The organism is Rhodoplanes roseus, from assembly GCF_003258865.1.
In the GTDB taxonomy this organism is placed as follows: Bacteria; Pseudomonadota; Alphaproteobacteria; order Rhizobiales; family Xanthobacteraceae; genus Rhodoplanes; species Rhodoplanes roseus.
In genome coordinates, this window is sequence record NZ_NPEX01000026.1 from 20,058 (window position 1) to 38,430 (window position 18,373).

The following is an 18,373-nucleotide window of genomic DNA, read 5'->3' on the forward strand; positions in this document are numbered from 1 at the left end:
GGCTGCCGGCCTTCTCCGACGATTCCGGTCTGGTGGTCGAGGCGCTGGACGGCGCGCCCGGCATCCATTCGGCCCGCTGGGCCGGGCCCGACAAGGATTTCGGCCGCGCCATGACCGACATCCACGAGAAGCTCGTGGAGCGGGGCGCGACGGCGCCGGAGCAGCGGCGCGCCCATTTCGTCTCGGCCCTGTGCGTTGTCTGGCCGGACGGCCACCGCGAGGATTTCGAGGCGCGGGTCGACGGGGTTTTGATTTGGCCGCCGCGTGGAAGCCTCGGATTCGGCTATGATCCGATGTTCCTGCCCGACGGGCATGCCCGCAGCTTCGGCGAGATGCCGGCCGAGGAGAAGCACGGGCTGCCGCCGCGCGGAAAAGGCCTGTCGCATCGTGCGCGGGCGTTCCTGCTGCTCGCGGAGGCGTGCCTTGAGCGACGCTGACGTGCTCGACCTGGCCGAGACGACGACCCGCGAGGACACGCCCTTCGGGGTCTACATCCATTGGCCGTTCTGCCTGTCGAAGTGCCCCTATTGCGACTTCAACAGCCACGTCCGGCACGTCGCCGTGGACCAGGAGAACTACGCCCGCGCCTTCGCGGCCGAGATCGCCACGACGGCGGCCCGGATCGGCCCGCGCGCGGTGAAGACCATCTTCTTCGGCGGCGGCACGCCGTCGCTGATGAAGCCCGCGACGCTGGCCACCGTCCTCGATGCCGTGGCGAAGCACTGGACCATCGCGCCGGACGTCGAGATCACGCTCGAGGCCAATCCCACCTCGGTCGAGGCCGAGCGCTTCCGCGGCTTCCGGGCGGCGGGGGTGAATCGGGTTTCACTCGGCGTCCAGGCGCTCGACGACGACTCGCTGAAGGCGCTCGGCCGGCTGCATACGGCCGCCGAGGCGATGGCCGCCGTCGCCACGGCCCGAAGCATCTTCGATCGCTACTCGTTCGACCTGATCTATGCGCGGCCGGGCCAGAGCGCGCCGGCCTGGAAGCAGGAGCTCGTCCGCGCCATCGGCGAGGCGGCCGAGCATCTGTCGCTCTACCAGCTCACCATCGAGCCCGATACGCCCTTCGCCGCGCTGGAGAACGCCGGCAAGCTGAGCGTGCCGGGCGACGCCGTGGCCCGCCACCTGTTCGACGTCACCCAGGAGGTCTGCGCCGCCGCCGGCTTGCCGGCCTACGAGGTGTCGAACCACGCCCGGCCCGGGGCCGAGTGCCGGCACAACCTGGTCTACTGGCGCTACGGCGAATATGCCGGGATCGGCCCCGGCGCGCACGGCCGGCTCGACGTCGGCGGCAAGCGCATCGCCACCGCGACCGAGAAGCGCCCCGAGACCTGGCTGGCCCAGGTCGAAGCCTCGGGTCACGGCCTCGTGGTCGACGAGACCGTGACGCGGCCCGAGCAGGCGGACGAGTTCCTGCTGATGGGGTTGCGGCTCACCGAGGGCATCGATCCGAAGCGTTTCGAGCAGATCGCCGGCCGGCCGATCGATCCGGCCCGCGTCGCCGACCTGCTGGGCTACGGCTTCGTCGAGACCATGCCGTCCGGCCGCCTGCGCGTCACCCGCTCCGGCTTCCCGATCCTCGACGCCGTGGTGGCCGACCTGGCGGCGTGAGGGGATCGGCCGCCCGGAACCCGTCGCCCCGCGGCGCGATTGAGCCCGCATGGTCCATCTCACCACTGCGGTCGGCCTGCTCGCGGCTCTGTGCACGACGGTCTCGTACATTCCTCAGATGAAGAAGTGCTGGCAGACCGGCCGGGCCGGCGATCTGTCGCTCAAGATGTACCTGATCCTGGCGACCGGTATCGCGCTGTGGGTCATGTACGGCGTGCTCCAGGGCGATGCCGTGATCGTGCTCGCCAACAGCGTCAGCCTCGCCTTCCTGGCCACCATCCTGGTGTTCAAGCTGCGCGAGATCGCGGCCGACCGCGCGAAGCTGCGCCAGGGCGCAACCCCCTTGCGCCCGCCGGCCGAACCGGCACAATCGTCCTCCTAAAAACAAAAGATCACGGGCGGAAACGACACCGTCGGCCGGACCTCGTCCGCACGCCGACCATCCCGAGGAGAGGACTTTTCATGCCGAACACCCCCTGTCGGGCCGGGCGCTGCGGCGCCGCGACGGCGATTGCCCTCACGACATCACTGCTCGGCCTCACGGCCGGGACGCCCGCGCTCGCCTGGGAGCCTCAAAAGTCGGTCGAGATCGTGGTCGCGGCCGGGGCCGGCGGCGCCTCCGACCAGATGGCCCGCATGCTGCAGGCGGCGATCCAGAAGAACGACCTGATGAAGCAGCCCGTGGTCGTCTCGCTGAAAGGCGGAGCCTCGGGCGCCGAGGCGCTGATGTACATGAAGCAGGGCGCCGGCGACCCGCACAAGTTCGTCATCGCCTACTCGCTGATCTACACGCTGCCGCTCGCCGCGAAGCTGCCGTTCGACTGGCGCGACCTGACGCCGGTGTCGATCGTCGCGTTCGACCAGTTCGTGCTGTGGAGCAACGCGACCAAGCCCTACACCGACGTCGCCTCCTTCACGGCCGCCGCCAAGGGCGCGCAGCCCCCGTTCAAGATCGGCGGCACCGGATCGAAGCGCGAGGATCACATCCTCACGGTGTTCCTGGAGAAGCGCACCGGCGCCAAGTTCACCTACCTGCCCTACAAGTCGGGCGGCGAGGCGGCGACCCAGCTGGTCGGCGGCCATGTCGACGCCAACGTCAACAATCCCTCCGAGAACGTCGAGGTGTGGCGGGCCGGCCAAGTGCGGGCGCTGTGCGTGTTCGACAATACGCGTATCGCGTACAAGTCCAAGGTCGCGGCCGACCAGTCCTGGAACGACATCCCGACCTGCAAGGAGAAGGGCCTCGACATCGAGTACACGATGCTGCGCGGCATCTTCCTGCCCGGCAAGGTCGCGCCCGACCAGGTCGCCTTCTATGTCGACCTGTTCAAGAAGATCGCGCAGACGCCCGAATACAAGGACTACATGGAGAAGCAGGCGCTCAAGCCGGCTTTCCTGACCGGCGCCGAGATGACGTCCTTCCTGGAGAAAGACGAGGCGCTGCACAAGCAGCTGATGACCGAAGCGGGCTTCGTCGCCGGCACGAATTGACCGGCCTCTGCGCGAGGCAGCGCGCCTTGCACCTCGCCCCGCGAGGCCGCCCCTCTTCCCTCTCCCACGAGGGGAGAGGGTTCGAGCCGCGCTGATCATCTGGAACTGGTGTCATGTCCTCCCATGACTCTGCCACGCCGCCGAGCCACGATGGCCCCATCCGAAGCCGCACCCTCGTGCGGACCTCGACGGTCGATCTGATCACCTGCGCGCTGCTGCTCGGGCTCGCCGCGCTGCTCGGCTGGGACTCGTGGCGCACCGGCGCGGCGTGGGCGCCGGACGGGCCGGAGGCCGGCTACTTCCCGTTCTATCTGGCGCTGCTGCTCGGTGCCGCCAGCCTGTTCGGCATGGCTCGGGCGATCCTGTCGCACGACGTGATCACCGAGGCGTTCCTCACCCGCGACCAGATCGGCCGCGTCGCCGCCGTGTTTCTGCCGACGCTCGCCTTCGTGCTGCTCACCCAGGTGCTGGGCATCTATGTCGCGAGCTTCCTGCTGGTCGCCGGATTCATGACCGTGGTCGGAAGAATCCGGTGGTGGATCTCGCTTTTCACGGCCGTGGTCTTCTCGGGCCTGATGTTCGCGGTGTTCGAGATCGCCTTCAACGTCATCATGCCGAAGGGGCCGCTCGAGGCCGCCTTCGGGTACTGAGGAGCAGGTTCGCGGATGGAGGCGCTCGGGCTGCTCCTGCAGGGGTTCCAGGTCCTGCTCACGGTCGACAAGCTCCTGCTGATGATGCTCGGTCTCACGCTCGGCGTGTTCGTCGGCGTGCTGCCCGGGCTGGGCGGCCCGAACGGCGTCGCGATCCTGTTGCCGCTGACCTTCTCGATGGACCCCACCTCGGCCATCGTGATGCTGTCCTGCATCTACTGGGGGGCGCTGTTCGGCGGCGCCATCACGTCGATCCTGTTCAACATCCCGGGCGAGGCGTGGTCGGTGGCGACCACGTTCGACGGCTATCCGATGGCCCAGAAGGGGCAGGCGGCCGAGGCGCTGACGGCGGCCTTCACGTCGTCCTTCGTCGGCTCGCTCGCTGCCGTGCTGCTGATCACCTTCGTGGCGCCGAGCGTCGCCGGCTTCGCGCTGCGCTTCGGACCGCCGGAGTTCTTCGCCGTCTACCTCCTGACCTTCTGCTCGTTCGTCGGCCTCGGCCGCGAGGCGCGCCACAAGATCGTCATCTCGATGACGCTCGGGCTGCTGCTCACCGGCATCGGCATGGACACGGTGTCGGGCCAGCTCCGCATGACGTTCGGCTTCACGGATCTGCTGCGCGGCATCAACTTCCTGGTGGCGGTGATCGGGCTGTTCGGGATCAGCGAGATCCTGCTCACCATGGAGGAGCGCCTCGCCTTGCGCGGCCACGCCGCGCGGATCAGCCTGAAGGTGGTGTTTCGCACCTGGGCGAGCCTGCCGCGCTACTGGGCGACGCTCGCGCGCTCCGCCGTGATCGGCTGTTGGCTCGGCGTCACGCCGGGCGGCGCGATCGCGGCCTCCTTCATGGGCTACAATCTCGCCAAGCGCTTCGCCCGGGACAAGACGGGCTTCGGCAAGGGGCGGATCGACGGCGTGCTGGCCCCCGAGACGGCGGCGCACGCGGCCGGCACGGCGGCGCTGTTGCCGATGCTGGCGCTCGGCATCCCGGGCTCCGGCACGGCCGCGATCCTGCTCGGCGGGCTGATGGTGTGGGGTCTCAATCCCGGACCGTTGATGTTCGTCGAGCACAAGGAGTTCGTCTGGGGCACCATCGCCTCGATGTATCTCGGCAACGTGGTGGGGCTGGTGCTGGTGCTCTCGACCGTGCCGCTGTTCGCCGCGGTGCTGCGCGTGCCGTTCGCCGCCATCGCGCCGATGATCATCGTGTCCTGCGCGATCGGCGCCTATGCGATCCAGAACGCCATGTTCGACGTCTGGCTGATGCTCGGCTTCGGCGTGCTCGGCTACGTGTTCAAGAAGCTCGACATCCCGCTGGCGCCGCTGACCCTCGCGCTCGTCCTCGGCAACCGCGCCGAGGACGCGTTCCGCCTGTCGATGATCGGCTCGGGCGGCGACCTGCGGGTGTTCTGGTCGAACGGCCTGGTCGGCACGCTGACCACGCTCGCGCTGCTGCTGCTGTTCTGGCCGGCGATCACCGGCCTGGTCTCACGGGCCGGCCGTCTGGTCCGCGCCGACGCCTGAGCGCCGGCGCGCCCGCCCTCACTCCGAGCGGATCGTCTCGAACGAGACGTCGCGCTGGGCGGTGCGCAGCGACACGGTGAAGCCGGCGATCACGTCGACGAAGGCGATGGTGAGCAGCAGGAAGAACGTGGAGGTCGCGGTCTCGGGCACCACCAGGAACTCCACCAGCATGGCGATGAACAGCAGCAGCGACAGCACGTGGTCGACCACGCTCCGGCGCGACATGCGGGTCGCCTTGGCGATCTCGAGGAACAGGAAGAACAGCCCGACCACGATCAGCGCGTCGCCCCAGCTCAGCGAGAACGGTGCCCGCGAGATCATCGTCACCTGGAAGACCGGGTCGGTCCACACGAAGCCGCGCAGCAGGAAGGCGACGATGTTGTAGATCGCGAAGGGGACGAGCAGCAGCGGAAATCCGAGCATGAACATCGAAGGTCCTCGAAACGGAATGTCGCCGATAGGAATGCCGCACCGGCCCGCACGGTTCGACGCGCTCCGCCCTTAAAACATGTCGGCGTCGTCAGTCCAGTGACACGAGCGCGGCGGGCAGGCCGAAAACGCCAAAAACGCCCGGCGCGGGTGCACCGGACGTCGCCGCGACCGGAAGTCGCGGCCTAGCACAGGTCGGACGCACCGCCGGGGCGGCGCGGCGGGCCTTACTCTTCGGTCTTCTTGGTGAAGATCTGCCGGCCGCGATACATGCCGGTCTTCAGATCGACGTGGTGCGGACGGCGGAGCTCGCCCGAGTCCTTGTCTTCCACATAGGTCGGCGCCTTGATCGCGTCGGCCGAGCGGCGCATGCCGCGGCGGGAAGGCGAGGTCTTTCGTTTCGGCACGGCCATGGGTGCGGTCTCCTCGACAGGGGCCGGCTGCGATGGCGCGCCGAAGCCCGGTTTTCCGGAAAGCGGGCTTATAGAGCATGCGCTCCGGCCTGGCTAGAGCGGTTTTCGCCGGTGATTTCGCACCGGACAGGTGGGACGCGACGCGTCTAACGGCCCGCCGGCGTGGCCCCGGCGGCCGCGATCCGCAGCCGGAGGTGGGTCAGGCGGCCGGGCGCGGCAACCCCAGGAGGTGCCTGGCTTCGGCCGGGGTGGCCGGCTCGGCGTCCAAGGCCCGGAGAATCCGGACCGCCTTCTCGACCAGGGCGGCGTTGCTGGGCGCCAGCACGCCGCGCTCGAGATGGAGGTTGTCCTCCAGCCCGACCCGGACATGGCCGCCGAGCAGCAGGGCCTGGGCCACCATCGGGAACTGGGCCGGGCCGATGCCGAAGCCGGTCCAGAAGGCGCCCTCGGGAAGCATGTCGCGCATGAACATCATGGCTTCGGGGGCCGCCGGGGCGCCCCACGGCACGCCGAGGCAGATCTGGAACATCGCGGGCGTCTTGAGCACGCCCTCCTCGATCAGCCGAAGCGCCAGCCTGATATTGCCGCTGTCGAAGCATTCGAGCTCGGGGAGCACGCCGGCCGCCGCCACGGCGCGTCCCATCACCCGCAGATGCGCCGGCGTGTTGACGAAGACGAACTCGCCGAAATTCATCGTGGTGATGTCGAGCGTGCAGATCTCCGGCCGCAGCGTCTCGATGTGGCGGACCCGGTATTCGGGCGGCGCCAGGGTCGAGCCCTCGGCCCCGATCTTCGGGTCCGCGTCGGAGGGGATGAAGCGGGCGCCGGCGCCGGTCGTGATGTTCAGGATCACGTCGGCGTCGACCTCGCGGATGCGCTCGGCCACCTCGCGGTAGAGCGCGAGGTCGGTCGCCGGCCTGCCGGTCGCGGGGTCGCGCACGTGGATGTGGACGATCGCGGCGCCCGCCTTGGCGGCGTCGATCGCCGACGTCGCGATCTCGGCCGGCGTCACCGGCACGGCCGGGTTCTTGCCCACCGTGTCGCCGCCGCCGGTCAGCGCGCAGGTGACGACGACGGGCCGCTTCGAGGCGACTGGGGGCGCGGCCACGGTCACTCGCCCTTCAGGCCGAGGCGGCGGATCAGCTCGCCCTTGAGCTTGTAGTCGTCGGCGATCCGGGCCCGGAACTGCGCACTGTCGAGATAGGCGGCCACCTGCCCGGTGTTCTCCAGCGCCTTCACCACACTCTCCGACTTGACGGCGTTGGCGCAGGCGCGTTCGAGCGAGGCTTTCACTTGGGCCGGGATGCCTTTCGGCGCGAACAGGCCGTTGAGGCCCTGCGACAGCGAGCGCTCGACGCCGAGCTCCTTGGCGGTCGGCACGTCCGGCAGGCTCGGATGGCGGGTCTCGGAGAACACCGCGAGCACGCGCACGTTCTGGCCGCGCACCGACGACACCGCCGGCACCAGGAAGTCGATGTCGCCCTTGAGCAGCACCGGCAGGCCGGCGGCATCGCCGCGGAACGGGATGTGCTGCAGCTTCATGTGCAGCGCCGCGCCCATGTTCTCGGCCGACAGATGGCCGATCGAGCCGACGCCCGGGCTGCCATAGGTGAGCTCGGTCGGGCTCGCCTTGGCGGCGGCGACGAAGTCCTGCGCGGTCTTGAACTTGGAATCGGCGCGCACCACCACGGCGAAGACGTTCTCGAAATACTGGCAGATGTACTCGAACGACTCCGCGTCGTAGGCGACGCCCTTCACCAGATAGGGCGCGTTGGTGACCGGCGTCGCCGGGCCGGCCGCCAGCACGTGCCCGTCGGGTGTCGCGGCCACCAGGGCCCGGAAGCCGAGCGTGCCGCCGGCGCCCTCGCGGTTGGTCACGAAGACGGTCTGGCCGATCTCGGCCGACATGGCTTGCGCCATGGCGCGGGCGACGATGTCGACGCCGCCGCCGGCCGTCCACGGCACGATCAGTTCGACCGGGCGGGTCGCCCAGATCGGTGCCGGCGCCTGGGCCTGGGTGGCGGCCGGCGCGAATGCGAGCGCGAGCCCGAGGAGAAAACCGTTGCGCAGCGTTCGTCCCATGATGGTCCTTCTTGTGCTGGTTCTTGTGTGGCGAGGGCAGGCGTGTCGTGGAGCCCGTGGGCTGCCCGGGCCGCGCTGGCTCAGGCGTCGAGGATCGCGACGGCGCGGGTCCAGCCGGCCGATGCGGCGCGGATCTTCACCGGGAAGCAGGCGACCGTGAAGCCGGTCGGCGGGAGCTGCTCCAGATTGTGCAGCTTCTCCAGATGGCAGTAGCCGATCTCGCGGCCGGCCTTGTGGCCCTCCCAGATGATCGCGGCATCGTCCGTGTCGGCGAAGCGCTTCGCCGTGGCGCCGAACGGCGCGTCCCACGACCAGGCGTCGGTGCCGACCACCCGGATGCCGCGGCTGGTGAGATGGAGCGTCGCCTCGCGGCCGATGCCGCAGCCGGCGTCCAGATAGTCGGGCCCGCCGTAGCGGCCGCCGGCCGCGGTGTTGACCAGCACGATCTCGAGTGGCGCCAGCGTGTGGCCGATGCGTGCGAGCTCGGCCTCGAGGTCGGCTGCCGTGACGACATAGCCGTCCGGAAGGTGCCGGAAATCGAGCTTCACGCCCGGCCGGAAGCACCAGTCGAGCGGGATCTCGTCGATGGTCGCGGAGCGCTCGCCGCCCGCCACCAGGGCGTGGTTCATGGTCGGATGAAAATGCCAGGGCGCGTCCAGATGGGTGCCGTTGTGGGTGGTCAGCTCGACCTTCTCGATCGCCCAGGCGGCGCCGTCCGGCAGCCGGTCGGGGGTGAGGCCGGGGAAGAAGGCGCCGATACGCTCGAAGGTCTGGCCGTGGTCCAGATAGGTGATCTTGGGCCGCGCCATCGGCGGGTCGCTGGCGATCTCGTTGTCGATGGCGATGGAGAGATCGATGATGCGCTGGGACATGGCGGACGCTCGGCGACGGTCGGGGCCCGACCATCGAATGCGGCTTCGGAAGACCAGCAAGGACACCACGAGGCACGGCATGGGTCAAGCACTTGCTTCAAGCAGATGCTTGAGTTTAAATCCGACGAACTGACGCACCGAGAGAACCGTGTCCATCCAAGCGCCCCGCCGTCGCCGGTCCACCGCCCCGGGCGACGAGACCCGCGAACGCATCCTCGACGCGGCCGAGCACCTGTTCGCCGAGCGCGGCTACAGCAATGTCTCGACCCGGGACATCGCCGAAGCGGCGCGCTCCAACGCGGCCGCGGCGCATTATCACTTCGGCTCCAAGGAGGCGGTGCTCGAGGCCGTGTTCGAGCGCCGGCTCGCCGGGATGAACGCCGAGCGCGAGCGGCTGCTCGCGGCCTGCCTGGCCGAGGCCGATGGCCGGCCTTCCGTCGAAGCCATCCTGGAGGCGTTCATCGGCCCGACCCTGCGGCTCGGCGCCACCGAGGAGGGCCGGCGGTTCAACCTCTTGGCGGGCCGCTCGTCGACCGACCCGAATCCCGAGGTCCGGCGCATCGTCTTCCAGGTCTACGACTCGGTCGGCCGGCGCTTCGTCGATGCTGCGGCGGCGGCCTGCCCGGATCTGTCCCGGGAGGAGCTGTTCTGGCGCATCGCCTGCGTCTACGGCGCCATGATGTACATCCGGGCCGACAACGGCCGGCTCCAGCACCTGTTCGGCCCCGGCTTCAGCCTGTCGGACGGCGAGGGCGCGCTGAAGTTCGCCATGCCGTTCCTCACCGCCGGCCTGGCAGCGCCGCCGGTGGAAGGGACGGAATGACGGTGCAGCTCATGGCCGCCGTCCCGACACCACGCAGCTCGCCAGGGCCCGCGACGCGCGGCGCTCGTGGATGCCGGCGAGGCGGCGCAGGCCGGGGCCGGGCTTGCCGGCGTTGCGCCGGTGCGGGTCGGGTAGCATCGCCGCCATCAGGGCGGCCTGGCCCGGCGTGAGCTCGCGCGCCGAGCGGCCCAAAGCCTTGCGGGCGCCGGCCTCGGCCCCGAACTGGCCGCTCGGGCCCCATTCGGCGATGTTGAGATAGAGCTCCATCACCCGCCGCTTGCCGAGCACGAGGTCGAGCCAGATCGCCAGCGGCGCCTCCAGGACCTTGCGCACGAAGCTGCGGCCCGGCCACAGGAACAGGTTCTTGGCGAGCTGCTGCGAGATCGTCGAGGCGCCGCGCGCCCCGGCGATGCCGTCGTCCTCGATGGCGTCGCGAATCTCCGCCAGGTCGATGCCCCGGTGCCGGCAGAACCGCGCGTCCTCCGAGGCGATCACGGTGACGGGCAGGGCCGGCGCGATCTCGGCGAGCGGAACCCAGACCCGCTCGACCGGCGCACCGGTGACCCAGCGACCCAGCATCAGGGTCGAGACGGGATGGCCGACCAGATAGAAGGGCGTCAGCACATAGGGCAGGAGCAGCAGCACGAACACCAGCAGCATGGCGAGCTTGAGCCAGCCGGCGAACGTGCGGGGACGGGAGAGCGACGGGACCAGCCTCATGGGGCGATCTTAGCGTGCCGAACGCCACGGCACAGCAAGGGCGTCCTTGCACGGCGCGACGATCTCCCGCAGTTTCCGGCCAATGACCGCCATCATCCAGACCCTGCTCCTCCTCCTCGCCGTGCTGGTCGCCGTCGCCGTCCTGGCGCGCCGGCTCGACGTGGCGCCGTCGATCATCCTGGTGATCGCCGGCGTCGCCATCGCCTTCGTGCCGGGCCTGCCGCCGATCGAGCTGGCGCCGGAATTCGTGTTGCTCGTGGTGCTGCCGCCGCTGATCTATCTGGCCGGCGTGGCGATGAGCTGGCGCGAGTTCCGCTTCAACCTGCGCTCCATCTCGCTCCTGGCGTTCGGCTGTGTCGTGTTCACCACGATCGCGGTGGCGGCCGGCGCGCATTACCTGCTCGGCCTGCCCTGGGGCGTCGCCTTCGTGCTCGGCGCCATCGTGTCGCCGCCCGACGTCGTCGCGCCGCTCGCCGTGGCGCGCCGCCTCGGCCTGCCGCGACGCATTCTCGTGGTGCTCGAGGGCGAGGGGCTCGCCAACGACGCGACCGCCCTGATTCTCTACCGCTTCGCCGTCGCCGCGGTGAGCACCGGCATGTTCTCGTTCCCCGAGGCGATCGGGACGTTCTCGGCCATCGTGGTCGGCGAGATCGGCTGGGGGCTGGCGGTCGGCTGGATCAGCTTGCGGCTGCGCCATTGGGCGCGCGACCCGCGGGTCGAGATCACCCTGTCGATGATGACGCCCTATCTCTGCTACTGGGTGCCCGAGCATCTCGGCGGCTCCGGTGTGCTGGCGACCGTCGCGGCCGGCCTCTATGTGAGCTGGAACGGACCGCTGCTGATCTCCTCGGCGACACGGCTGCAGGGCGTGTTCTTCTGGGACCTGCTGGTCTACCTGCTCGAGGGCTTCATCTTCCTGATCACCGGCATGCAGGCCCGCACGCTGATCGAGCGCATCCAGTCGCATTCGCTAGCCGAGATCGCGACCGGCATCCTGGTCACCACGGCGATCTGCATCCTGGCCCGCTTCGTCTGGGTGTTCCCGGCCATCTATCTGCCGCGCTGGCTGCTGCCCTGGATACGGGCGCGCGACCCGGCCCCGATCTGGCAGCGGCCCTTCATGATCGCCTTCGTCGGGGTGCGCGGCGTCGTCTCGCTCGCCGCCGCCCTGGCCCTGCCCTTCGTGCTGCAGAACGGCGACCCGTTCCCGTATCGCGACTTCATCGTGGTGGTGACGTTCGGCGTCATCGTCATGACGCTGGTCGGGCAGGGCCTGATGATGCCGCTGGTGATGCGCTGGCTCGGGCTCGCGGCGATCGGCACGGCCGAGAACCGCGTGATCCGCGAGCAGGAGCTGCGCGCCCGCCACTCCGCCAGCGAGGTCGCCCAGGCCCGGCTCATCGAGCTCACCGACCGGGCCGACGTCAACGAGGACGTCACGGCCCTGTTGGCGGCCCGCAACGAGCAGCGCACCCGGGTCGTCCCGCGCAATCTCGACGACGGCTTCGAGACCGCCAAGCTCAGCGCCAAGCTGCGGCTCGATCTGATCGAGGCCGAGCGGCGGCACCTCCACAAGCTCGAGCTCGACGGCGAGATCACCGATGAATCGCGCCGCCGGATCGAGCGCGAGCTCGATCTCGAGGAGGCGAGCATCGCCTGCAAGTCGGAGGCTTACGAGCCGCCGCTCTGATCCCGCGGGATCGTCGCGGCGGCGGCGTTGATGCTTTTGTCACCGGCCCGGTACAAACTGGCGCGTCTGTCCGGCCCAGGGAGTCTCCGATGCGCCGTCTCGCTCTCGCGTTGTCGCTGTCTGCCGCCGTGGCCGCTGCCGGCCTGGCGCTCGCCCAGCCGGCCGTGACGCCGCACGGGCCGGACCGGCTGCTGGCCGTTCCCGAGGTCGGCGCGTTGCCCGACGACGAGACCGGGCGTCTGGTGCGGCGCGGCCGCGACCTCGTCACCGCCACCTACGCCCATATCGGGCCGGAGGTGCCGGATCCGGCGAAGCGGTTCGCCGGCAACAATCTCGCCTGCGGCAATTGCCACCTGCAAGCCGGCACCAAGAAGTTCGGCCTGCCGATCTACGGCCTGTTCGAGAAGTTCCCGCAATACAGTGCCCGGGCCGGCGCCGAGATCACCATCGAGGACCGCATCGACGGCTGCATGACGCGCAGCATGAACGGCCGTGCGCTCCCGGCGGACTCCCCCGAGATGAAGGCCTTCGTCGCGTATGTGCGGTTCCTCTCGGTCGGCTATCCGGCCGGCCAGCCGGTCTCCGGGCTCGGCACCGGCTCGATGCCCGAGCTCGACCGTGCCGCCGATCCGGCGCGCGGCAAGGTGCTCTACGCCAAGGCCTGCCTCGACTGCCACAACACCGACGGCCAGGGGCTAAGGCGCAGCCTTCCCACCACGGATCTCGGCTACATGGTCCCGCCGCTGTGGGGGCCGGACAGCTTCAACGACGGTGCCGGCATGGCGCGGCTGATCACGGCGGCCAACTTCCTGCACTTCAACATGCCGCACGGGACCGACTACCTGGATCCGCAGCTCTCGGTCGAGGACGCCTGGGACCTCGCGGCCTTCATGATCTCGCAGCCGCGGCCACGGCGTGCCGGGCTGGACAAGGATTTTCCCGACCTGCTGGCCAAGCCGGTCGACACGCCCTACGGGCCGTATGCCGACGGCTTCTCCGAACGGCAGCACACCTTCGGCCCGTTCGGGCCGATCCGCGACGCCATCGCCCGGCTGAAGGCCGCCAAGGGTGCGCCGAACTGATCCTACCGCACTGCGATGGAGTGCTGCGGAGCGGAAAACATATTGTCTTTCCGAATGTTAGTTCAAAGATGAGAACGATTGCAGACTTTCTGCAACCCGGCGCGTGCGAAGGTTGTATTTAATGAACATTTACAGAACAAACGAGGTACATTAAGCTAACGGCGTTCTTCTCATGTCGCCAGCTTCACAGGAGTGACATCATGATCGACGCCGGTGCGCTGCAGCAGGAGCTGCAGCAGGCCCGCAAGGCGCGCCTGGAGGCGCACGCCTCTGCATGCGATATCGAGACGCTGCTGGACACGGTCCGCGGCTCGCACCGCGCCTGGTACAGGCTGCCCTTCGGCCGCGAGGCGGCGCGCCCGGATCTGTTCTCGGAGATATGAGGCCGGCGAGAGCCGGCGCGCCGGTCAGCCGCGCTTTTGCGCGATGGTGTCCCAGATCAGCGTCGCGATGTCGGGGCCGCCGAGAGACTTGATCGCCCGGACGCCGGTCGGCGACGTGACGTTGATCTCGGTGAGGAAGCCGTCGATCACGTCGATGCCGACGAACAGCAGGCCCCGCTCCCGCAGGGGCGGGCCGATCCGCTCGCAGATCTCGCGCTCGCGCGGGGTCAGCTCGGTGGCCTGCGCGGCCCCACCCCGCACCATGTTGGAGCGCAGGTCGTCGGCGGCCGGCACCCGGTTCACGGCGCCGGCGAACACCCCGTCGACCAGGATGATGCGCTTGTCGCCCAGCGCCACGGCGGGCAGGAACCGCTGGATCACCCAGGGCTCGCGGTACGTCACCGAGAACATGTCGTAGAGCGAGCCGAAATTGAGGTCGTCGCGGGTGACGCGGAACACCGCGCCGCCGCCGTGCCCGTAGAGCGGCTTCATCACGATGTCGCCGTGCTCGGCCCGGAACGCCTGGATCTCGGCGCGGTCGCGGGTGACGAGGGTCGGCGGCATCAGGTCCGGGAACTCGGTGACGAAGATCTTCTCCGGCGCGTTGCGCACATGGGCCGGGTCGTTGACCACCAGGGTGCGCGGATGCACGCGCTCCAGCAGATGGGTCGAGGTGATGTAGGCGAGGTCGAAGGGCGGGTCCTGCCGCAGCAGGATCACGTCGAAGGAGCCGAGATCGTCCCGGGTCTCCTCGCCGAGCGTGAAATGATTGCCCGGCTCGTCACGTACTACCAACGTATTAGTGCGGGCAAATACGCATCCGTCCTTCAACACGAGGCGATCTGGCGTGTAATAGGCCAGCTCATGGCCCCGGGCCTGCGCTTCGAGCAGCAAGGCGAACGTCGAGTCGCCTCGAATATTAATACGCTCGATCGGGTCCATCTGCACGGCGACGCGATATTTCATTTGAGCACGCCAATTCTCTGAGCGGAAGAACGGATACTTAACGGGCTGTAGCGAGGATGTGCACAGTTCGCATAAATTCCGTTCGGAGGCTCGTCCGTGTTGCACGCGATTGCGAGAGTGTCCATCGCCGCCAAGCTCTACACCATCTTCGCCATTCTCGGAGTCGCGCTCGCCGCGCTCGCCATTGTCGGCAACCGCAGCGCCTCCCTGCAGATCCGCCTCGCCGCCGAGATCGATTCCGCGGCCCGCGGGACCCGCAACATCGAGCGCATCAACGGGCTGATCTACGCCGTGGTGATGGAATCGCGCGGCGTCTACATGTCGGCCGATCCCAAGGTGGTGAAACGCTACGGCGACGGCCTGCTCGCCTTCAACGACCAGATCGACCGGACCATGCAGGACTGGCGCCGCCTGGTGCGCGCCGACGACGCCGCCCAGTTCGACATTTTCGCCAAGCGTATCGAGCAGTTCCGCGAGTTCCGCCGCGAGCTGGTGCGCCGCGCCAACGAGATCTCGCCGGCGGCCGGTCGCGAATGGGGCGACAACGATGCCAACCGGGCGGTGCGATCCGCCCTCAACAAGGATCTGGATGAGCTCGCGAAGATCTATGCCGCACGCGCCGACCGGGTCCGCGAGCTCGAAGCCACCACCGCGATCAGCACGCGGATCCAGGACGCCATCGCCGTGCTCGCCCTGCTGTTCACCGCTGTCGGCGCCGTGGTGATCTGGCGCGCCGTGGCGCGGCCGCTCTCCACCATCACGGCGACGATCGAGGCGGTCGCCGCGGATCGGCATGTCGGAGAGGTGCCCTACACGACCCGCCAGGACGAGATCGGTGCGCTCGCCCGTGCCGTGGCGGTGTTCCACGCCGCGATGCGGCGGAACAAGGAGCTCGGTATCGAGGTCAAGGCCCAGACCGAGGTGATGGCCGGGCGGAACCGGCGGATCGAGGAGGCGATCGACACGTTCCACGGGTCCGTCGAGCACATCCTCAAGTCGGTGACGGACGACGCCGCAGCCATGCGCTCGGCCGTCGAATCGATCACCGGCATGGCGAGCGACGCCGCTCGCGAGGCCGCCGCCGCCGCCTCGGCCACCGAGCAGGCCAGCGGCAGCATCCAGACGGTCGCGGCTGCGGCCGAGGAGCTGACCAGCTCGGTCGGCGAGATCGGTCGCCAGGTCGGCGAGGCGACCCGCATCGTCGCCGAGGCCGGCGTCAAGACGGAGCGCTCGGTCGGCGAGATCGAAGGCCTCGCCGCCGCCAGCGTGCGCATCGGCGACGTGGTGCAGCTCATCCAGGCGATCGCGGCGCAGACCAATCTCCTGGCGCTGAACGCCACCATCGAGGCGGCGCGAGCCGGCGAGGCCGGCAAGGGCTTCGCCGTGGTGGCCCAGGAGGTCAAGTCGCTCGCCGGGCAGACCGCCAAGGCGACCACCGAGATCTCCGAGCAGGTCGGCGCGATCCAGTCCTCGACCCGCAGCGCCGCCGAGGCGGTCGGCGAGATCGGCATCGCCATGCGGCAGATCAGCGAGGTGACCACCACGATCGCCAGCGCGGTCGAGCAGCAGAGCGCCGCCTCGCGCGAAATCTCCGAGAGCGCCCAGCTCGCCTCGCGCGGCAACTCCGCTCTGGTCGGCAACATCTCGGGCGTGACCGGCGCGGTCGACGAGACCAGCCGCTCGGCCTCCGGCGTGCTCGACAAGATCAGCGGCCTCACCGGCGACACAAGGGAGCTCGCCGGCGCCGTCGAGCAGTTCTTCTCGAAGCTGCGCAGCGAGGGCGCCCGCGCGGCCGCGTCCAAGGCGGCGTGAGAGCGCGCCGGCCTCAGTCGCTGGCGTCGAAGGCCGCCGCGATGTGCCGCGGCAGGCAGCCGGGCGCGATCAGGATCACGTCGAACCGCAGCGGCAGGCCGGCCGCCTTCGGATGCGTGGCCAGCCAGTGCTGCGCCGCGTCGACGATCCGGGCGCGCTGGCGCAGCGAGACCGACTCGGCCGCTGCGTCGAGCGAGGCGCGGGCCTTCACCTCGACGAACACCACGGTGCCGAGCCGCTGGGCCACCAGGTCGATCTCGCCGACCGGCGTCTTGTAGCGGCGGGCGACGATCCGGTAGCCCTTGGCCATCAGGAAGGCGGCGGCCCGGCTCTCGGCCGACAGGCCGAGCATCTGGGCCGCCTGGCGCTTCGGCTCCGGCGGCGACTTCGCCGCCGCTTTTTTCACACGCGGCATCGTCAGCGGCACGGGCGTCGGCGCCGGTGGCGCGATCTCGCCCGGCCGCTTCAGCGTGCGGGTCGCGCGCATCCCGGTCGGGCCGGCCTCGGTCGGCACGGCCCTCGCCTTGCCGGCCCGGGCCGGCTTCGTCTCGGATGGGGGCTCGTCGTCAATCGCCATCGCCGTCCTCCCGGCCGAGCGCCAGCGCCCGCTGATAGACGGTGCGGCGCGGCTCGCCGGTCGCCTCCGCCACCGCCGCGACCGCGTCCTTGAGCGAGGCCGTGCGCATCGCCGCGACGAGCTTCCGGTCGATCTCCTCCGGCGAGGCATGGGTCTCGGCGGCCGGGGGCGCGATCACCAGCACGACCTCGCCGCGGGTCTCGGCGCCGCCGGCCGCATAGGCCGCCGCGAGGCTCGCGAGGTCGCCGCGCCGCACCTCCTCGTGCAGCTTGGTCAGCTCGCGGCACACCGCCGCCTCGCGCGGGCCGAGCACGGCCGAAAGGTCGGCGAGCGCATCGGCGAGGCGCGGGCCGGTCTCGAACAGCACCAGCGTCGCCGGAATCGTGGCGATCTCGCCGATCCGGTTCTTCCGCGCCCCTTCGCGGGGCGGCAGGAAGCCCTCGAAGAAGAACCGGTCGGTCGGCAGGCCGGCGATGGTCAGCGCGGTCAGCACGGCGGAGGGGCCCGGCACGGCCGTGACGGCGGCGCCGGCCTCGCGGGCCTCACGCACCAGCCGGAAGCCGGGGTCGGAGACCAGCGGCGTGCCGGCGTCGGAGACGAGCGCGACCGCCTCGCCGGCGGCGAGCCGGGCCAGGATCTTGGGCCGGGCCGCGGTGGCATTGTGCTCGTGATAGGCGGTCAGCGGCCGCGAGATGCCGTAGCGGGCGAGCAGCTTGCGGGTCACCCGCGTGTCCTCGCAGGCGATCAGGTCGGCGGCCGCGAGGGTCGCCAGCGCCCGCAGGGAGACGTCCTCGAGATGGCCGATCGGCGTCGCGACGACGTGGAGACCGCCCGGCAGCGGCGGGGCGCGCCGCGCCGCGCCGAACAGCACGAAGCTGCGGTCGCCTTCGCCGGGCGGCGCCGGCTCGGCATCGGGCAGGTCGGTCGCGTCCGGCGCGTCGTCCTCTGGGGTGTGGTCGGTCATGGCGCGGTTCTAGCCGGCCCGGGTCCGCACCGGAAGGGCCGGTCGGCCGGCCTGCGCGATCCCCCGCCGCAGCGCATGAGGATTGACCCGGCGGTTGCGCTGTGGCGCTGTTGCAAAAGTGTTTTCAGGCCCGCGCCGCCGCGGGGGAGTTTTGGTCATGGCAGCCTCTCACGATCCGAGCCGACGCAGGGTGGTCCGCCTTCTCGGCGTCGGCTCGACGGTGCTGGTCGCCGGCTGCGCCGGGGTCGCTCTCGGCGGCTCCGGCCGCCGCACGCCGGACC

General features: G+C 70.0%; 20 protein-coding genes. 11 read left to right on the plus strand and 9 right to left on the minus strand.

Annotated elements, in window-relative coordinates; genetic code table 11:
* The 6 genes from CH341_RS06070 to CH341_RS06095 all read left to right on the plus strand — a co-directional run.
* Positions 1 to 437: non-canonical purine NTP pyrophosphatase (locus tag CH341_RS06070; protein WP_245430900.1), on the plus strand; the 437-nt coding region annotated here is incomplete at its 5' end.
* Positions 424 to 1,614 carry a radical SAM family heme chaperone HemW gene (hemW, locus tag CH341_RS06075; RefSeq protein ID WP_245430901.1) on the plus strand — a complete coding sequence of 397 codons (1,191 nt, stop codon included), beginning with the start codon at positions 424 to 426 and terminating at the stop codon, positions 1,612 to 1,614. The genes CH341_RS06070 and hemW, both read left to right, overlap by 14 nt.
* A 49-nt stretch (positions 1,615 to 1,663) precedes the next feature.
* Positions 1,664 to 1,996 (plus strand): SemiSWEET family sugar transporter, encoded by a 333-nt coding sequence (locus CH341_RS06080; RefSeq protein ID WP_111418136.1) that lies wholly within the window; start codon positions 1,664 to 1,666, stop codon positions 1,994 to 1,996.
* An 80-nt stretch (positions 1,997 to 2,076) separates the two neighbouring features.
* Positions 2,077 to 3,105, plus strand: a complete 1,029-nt coding sequence (locus tag CH341_RS06085) for a Bug family tripartite tricarboxylate transporter substrate binding protein (RefSeq protein WP_111418137.1) — start codon at positions 2,077 to 2,079, stop codon at positions 3,103 to 3,105.
* A gap of 113 nt (positions 3,106 to 3,218) precedes the next feature.
* Positions 3,219 to 3,755, plus strand: coding sequence for a tripartite tricarboxylate transporter TctB family protein (locus tag CH341_RS06090; RefSeq protein ID WP_111418138.1), 537 nt, complete (start codon positions 3,219 to 3,221; stop codon positions 3,753 to 3,755).
* A gap of 15 nt (positions 3,756 to 3,770) precedes the next feature.
* Entirely contained in the window at positions 3,771 to 5,279 is a 1,509-nt protein-coding gene (locus tag CH341_RS06095) for a tripartite tricarboxylate transporter permease (protein ID WP_111418139.1), read from the plus strand.
* Between the two features lie 18 nt (positions 5,280 to 5,297).
* On the opposite strand, the gene CH341_RS06100 is transcribed toward CH341_RS06095, so the two are convergent.
* The 5 genes from CH341_RS06100 to CH341_RS06120 all read right to left on the minus strand — a co-directional run bounded on the left by CH341_RS06100 (position 5,298) and on the right by CH341_RS06120 (position 9,075).
* Entirely contained in the window at positions 5,298 to 5,708 is a 411-nt protein-coding gene (locus CH341_RS06100) for a DUF5079 family protein (RefSeq protein WP_111418140.1), read from the minus strand.
* A gap of 227 nt (positions 5,709 to 5,935) precedes the next feature.
* Positions 5,936 to 6,121: a 50S ribosomal protein L32 gene (gene rpmF, locus CH341_RS06105; protein WP_111418141.1), complete on the minus strand. Its 186-nt coding sequence runs from the start codon at positions 6,119 to 6,121 to the stop codon at positions 5,936 to 5,938.
* A 199-nt stretch (positions 6,122 to 6,320) separates the two neighbouring features.
* Entirely contained in the window at positions 6,321 to 7,229 is a 909-nt protein-coding gene (locus CH341_RS06110; RefSeq protein WP_111418154.1) for a beta-keto acid cleavage family enzyme, read from the minus strand.
* 2 nt (positions 7,230 to 7,231) lie between these two features.
* Positions 7,232 to 8,203, minus strand: a complete 972-nt coding sequence (locus CH341_RS06115) for a tripartite tricarboxylate transporter substrate binding protein (RefSeq protein ID WP_111418142.1) — start codon at positions 8,201 to 8,203, stop codon at positions 7,232 to 7,234.
* Between the two features lie 80 nt (positions 8,204 to 8,283).
* Positions 8,284 to 9,075, minus strand: coding sequence for a cyclase family protein (locus tag CH341_RS06120; protein WP_111418143.1), 792 nt, complete (start codon positions 9,073 to 9,075; stop codon positions 8,284 to 8,286).
* 148 nt (positions 9,076 to 9,223) lie between these two features.
* Between CH341_RS06120 and CH341_RS06125 the strand changes: the two genes are divergently transcribed.
* Positions 9,224 to 9,898 (plus strand): TetR/AcrR family transcriptional regulator, encoded by a 675-nt coding sequence (locus CH341_RS06125; protein ID WP_111418144.1) that lies wholly within the window; start codon positions 9,224 to 9,226, stop codon positions 9,896 to 9,898.
* A gap of 9 nt (positions 9,899 to 9,907) precedes the next feature.
* Here the strand turns inward: CH341_RS06125 and mtgA are convergent, their stop codons facing one another.
* Entirely contained in the window at positions 9,908 to 10,618 is a 711-nt protein-coding gene (gene mtgA / locus CH341_RS06130; protein WP_111418145.1) for a monofunctional biosynthetic peptidoglycan transglycosylase, read from the minus strand.
* An 82-nt stretch (positions 10,619 to 10,700) separates the two neighbouring features.
* On the opposite strand from mtgA, the gene CH341_RS06135 reads away from it, so the two are divergent.
* The 3 genes from CH341_RS06135 to CH341_RS06145 all read left to right on the plus strand — a co-directional run bounded on the left by CH341_RS06135 (position 10,701) and on the right by CH341_RS06145 (position 13,773).
* Positions 10,701 to 12,308: a Na+/H+ antiporter gene (locus CH341_RS06135; RefSeq protein ID WP_111418146.1), complete on the plus strand. Its 1,608-nt coding sequence runs from the start codon at positions 10,701 to 10,703 to the stop codon at positions 12,306 to 12,308.
* Between the two features lie 89 nt (positions 12,309 to 12,397).
* The gene (locus CH341_RS06140) at positions 12,398 to 13,390 is read left to right on the plus strand and encodes a c-type cytochrome (protein WP_111418147.1); all 993 of its coding nucleotides are present in this window, start codon (positions 12,398 to 12,400) and stop codon (positions 13,388 to 13,390) included.
* 200 nt (positions 13,391 to 13,590) lie between these two features.
* Positions 13,591 to 13,773, plus strand: coding sequence for a hypothetical protein (locus tag CH341_RS06145; RefSeq protein WP_111418148.1), 183 nt, complete (start codon positions 13,591 to 13,593; stop codon positions 13,771 to 13,773).
* Between the two features lie 24 nt (positions 13,774 to 13,797).
* On the opposite strand, the gene gshB is transcribed toward CH341_RS06145, so the two are convergent.
* Positions 13,798 to 14,739 carry a glutathione synthase gene (gene gshB / locus CH341_RS06150; protein ID WP_111418149.1) on the minus strand — a complete coding sequence of 314 codons (942 nt, stop codon included), beginning with the start codon at positions 14,737 to 14,739 and terminating at the stop codon, positions 13,798 to 13,800.
* 96 nt (positions 14,740 to 14,835) lie between these two features.
* Here gshB and CH341_RS06155 point away from each other — a divergent pair, with 96 nt between their 5' ends.
* Complete coding sequence (locus tag CH341_RS06155) at positions 14,836 to 16,551, plus strand: methyl-accepting chemotaxis protein (protein WP_245430903.1); 1,716 nt, start codon at positions 14,836 to 14,838, stop codon at positions 16,549 to 16,551.
* 13 nt (positions 16,552 to 16,564) lie between these two features.
* Here CH341_RS06155 and CH341_RS06160 read toward each other — a convergent pair whose 3' ends face one another.
* Both CH341_RS06160 and rsmI read right to left on the minus strand, forming a co-directional pair.
* The gene (locus tag CH341_RS06160; RefSeq protein ID WP_111418155.1) at positions 16,565 to 16,966 is read right to left on the minus strand and encodes a YraN family protein; all 402 of its coding nucleotides are present in this window, start codon (positions 16,964 to 16,966) and stop codon (positions 16,565 to 16,567) included.
* Positions 16,967 to 17,117: 151 nt separating this feature from the next.
* On the minus strand, positions 17,118 to 18,092 hold the full coding sequence (rsmI, locus tag CH341_RS06165; RefSeq protein ID WP_111418151.1) for a 16S rRNA (cytidine(1402)-2'-O)-methyltransferase: 975 nt from the start codon (positions 18,090 to 18,092) through the stop codon (positions 17,118 to 17,120).
* Positions 18,093 to 18,373: the final 281 nt, after the last annotated feature.

Excerpts from the sequence above, each read along its gene's own strand:
- CH341_RS06080 (WP_111418136.1), top strand. The coding sequence starts at position 1,664 with ATGGTCCATCTCACCACTGCGGTCGGCCTGCTCGCGGCTCTGTGCACG.
- CH341_RS06085 (WP_111418137.1), top strand. The coding sequence starts at position 2,077 with ATGCCGAACACCCCCTGTCGGGCCGGGCGCTGCGGCGCCGCGACGGCG.
- CH341_RS06090 (WP_111418138.1), top strand. The coding sequence starts at position 3,219 with ATGTCCTCCCATGACTCTGCCACGCCGCCGAGCCACGATGGCCCCATC.
- CH341_RS06095 (WP_111418139.1), top strand. The coding sequence starts at position 3,771 with ATGGAGGCGCTCGGGCTGCTCCTGCAGGGGTTCCAGGTCCTGCTCACG.
- CH341_RS06100 (WP_111418140.1), bottom strand. The coding sequence starts at position 5,708 with ATGTTCATGCTCGGATTTCCGCTGCTGCTCGTCCCCTTCGCGATCTAC.
- rpmF (WP_111418141.1), bottom strand. The coding sequence starts at position 6,121 with ATGGCCGTGCCGAAACGAAAGACCTCGCCTTCCCGCCGCGGCATGCGC.
- CH341_RS06115 (WP_111418142.1), bottom strand. The coding sequence starts at position 8,203 with ATGGGACGAACGCTGCGCAACGGTTTTCTCCTCGGGCTCGCGCTCGCA.
- CH341_RS06120 (WP_111418143.1), bottom strand. The coding sequence starts at position 9,075 with ATGTCCCAGCGCATCATCGATCTCTCCATCGCCATCGACAACGAGATC.
- mtgA (WP_111418145.1), bottom strand. The coding sequence starts at position 10,618 with ATGAGGCTGGTCCCGTCGCTCTCCCGTCCCCGCACGTTCGCCGGCTGG.
- CH341_RS06135 (WP_111418146.1), top strand. The coding sequence starts at position 10,701 with ATGACCGCCATCATCCAGACCCTGCTCCTCCTCCTCGCCGTGCTGGTC.
- CH341_RS06140 (WP_111418147.1), top strand. The coding sequence starts at position 12,398 with ATGCGCCGTCTCGCTCTCGCGTTGTCGCTGTCTGCCGCCGTGGCCGCT.
- CH341_RS06145 (WP_111418148.1), top strand. The coding sequence starts at position 13,591 with ATGATCGACGCCGGTGCGCTGCAGCAGGAGCTGCAGCAGGCCCGCAAG.
- gshB (WP_111418149.1), bottom strand. The coding sequence starts at position 14,739 with ATGAAATATCGCGTCGCCGTGCAGATGGACCCGATCGAGCGTATTAAT.
- CH341_RS06160 (WP_111418155.1), bottom strand. The coding sequence starts at position 16,966 with ATGCCGCGTGTGAAAAAAGCGGCGGCGAAGTCGCCGCCGGAGCCGAAG.
- rsmI (WP_111418151.1), bottom strand. The coding sequence starts at position 18,092 with ATGACCGACCACACCCCAGAGGACGACGCGCCGGACGCGACCGACCTG.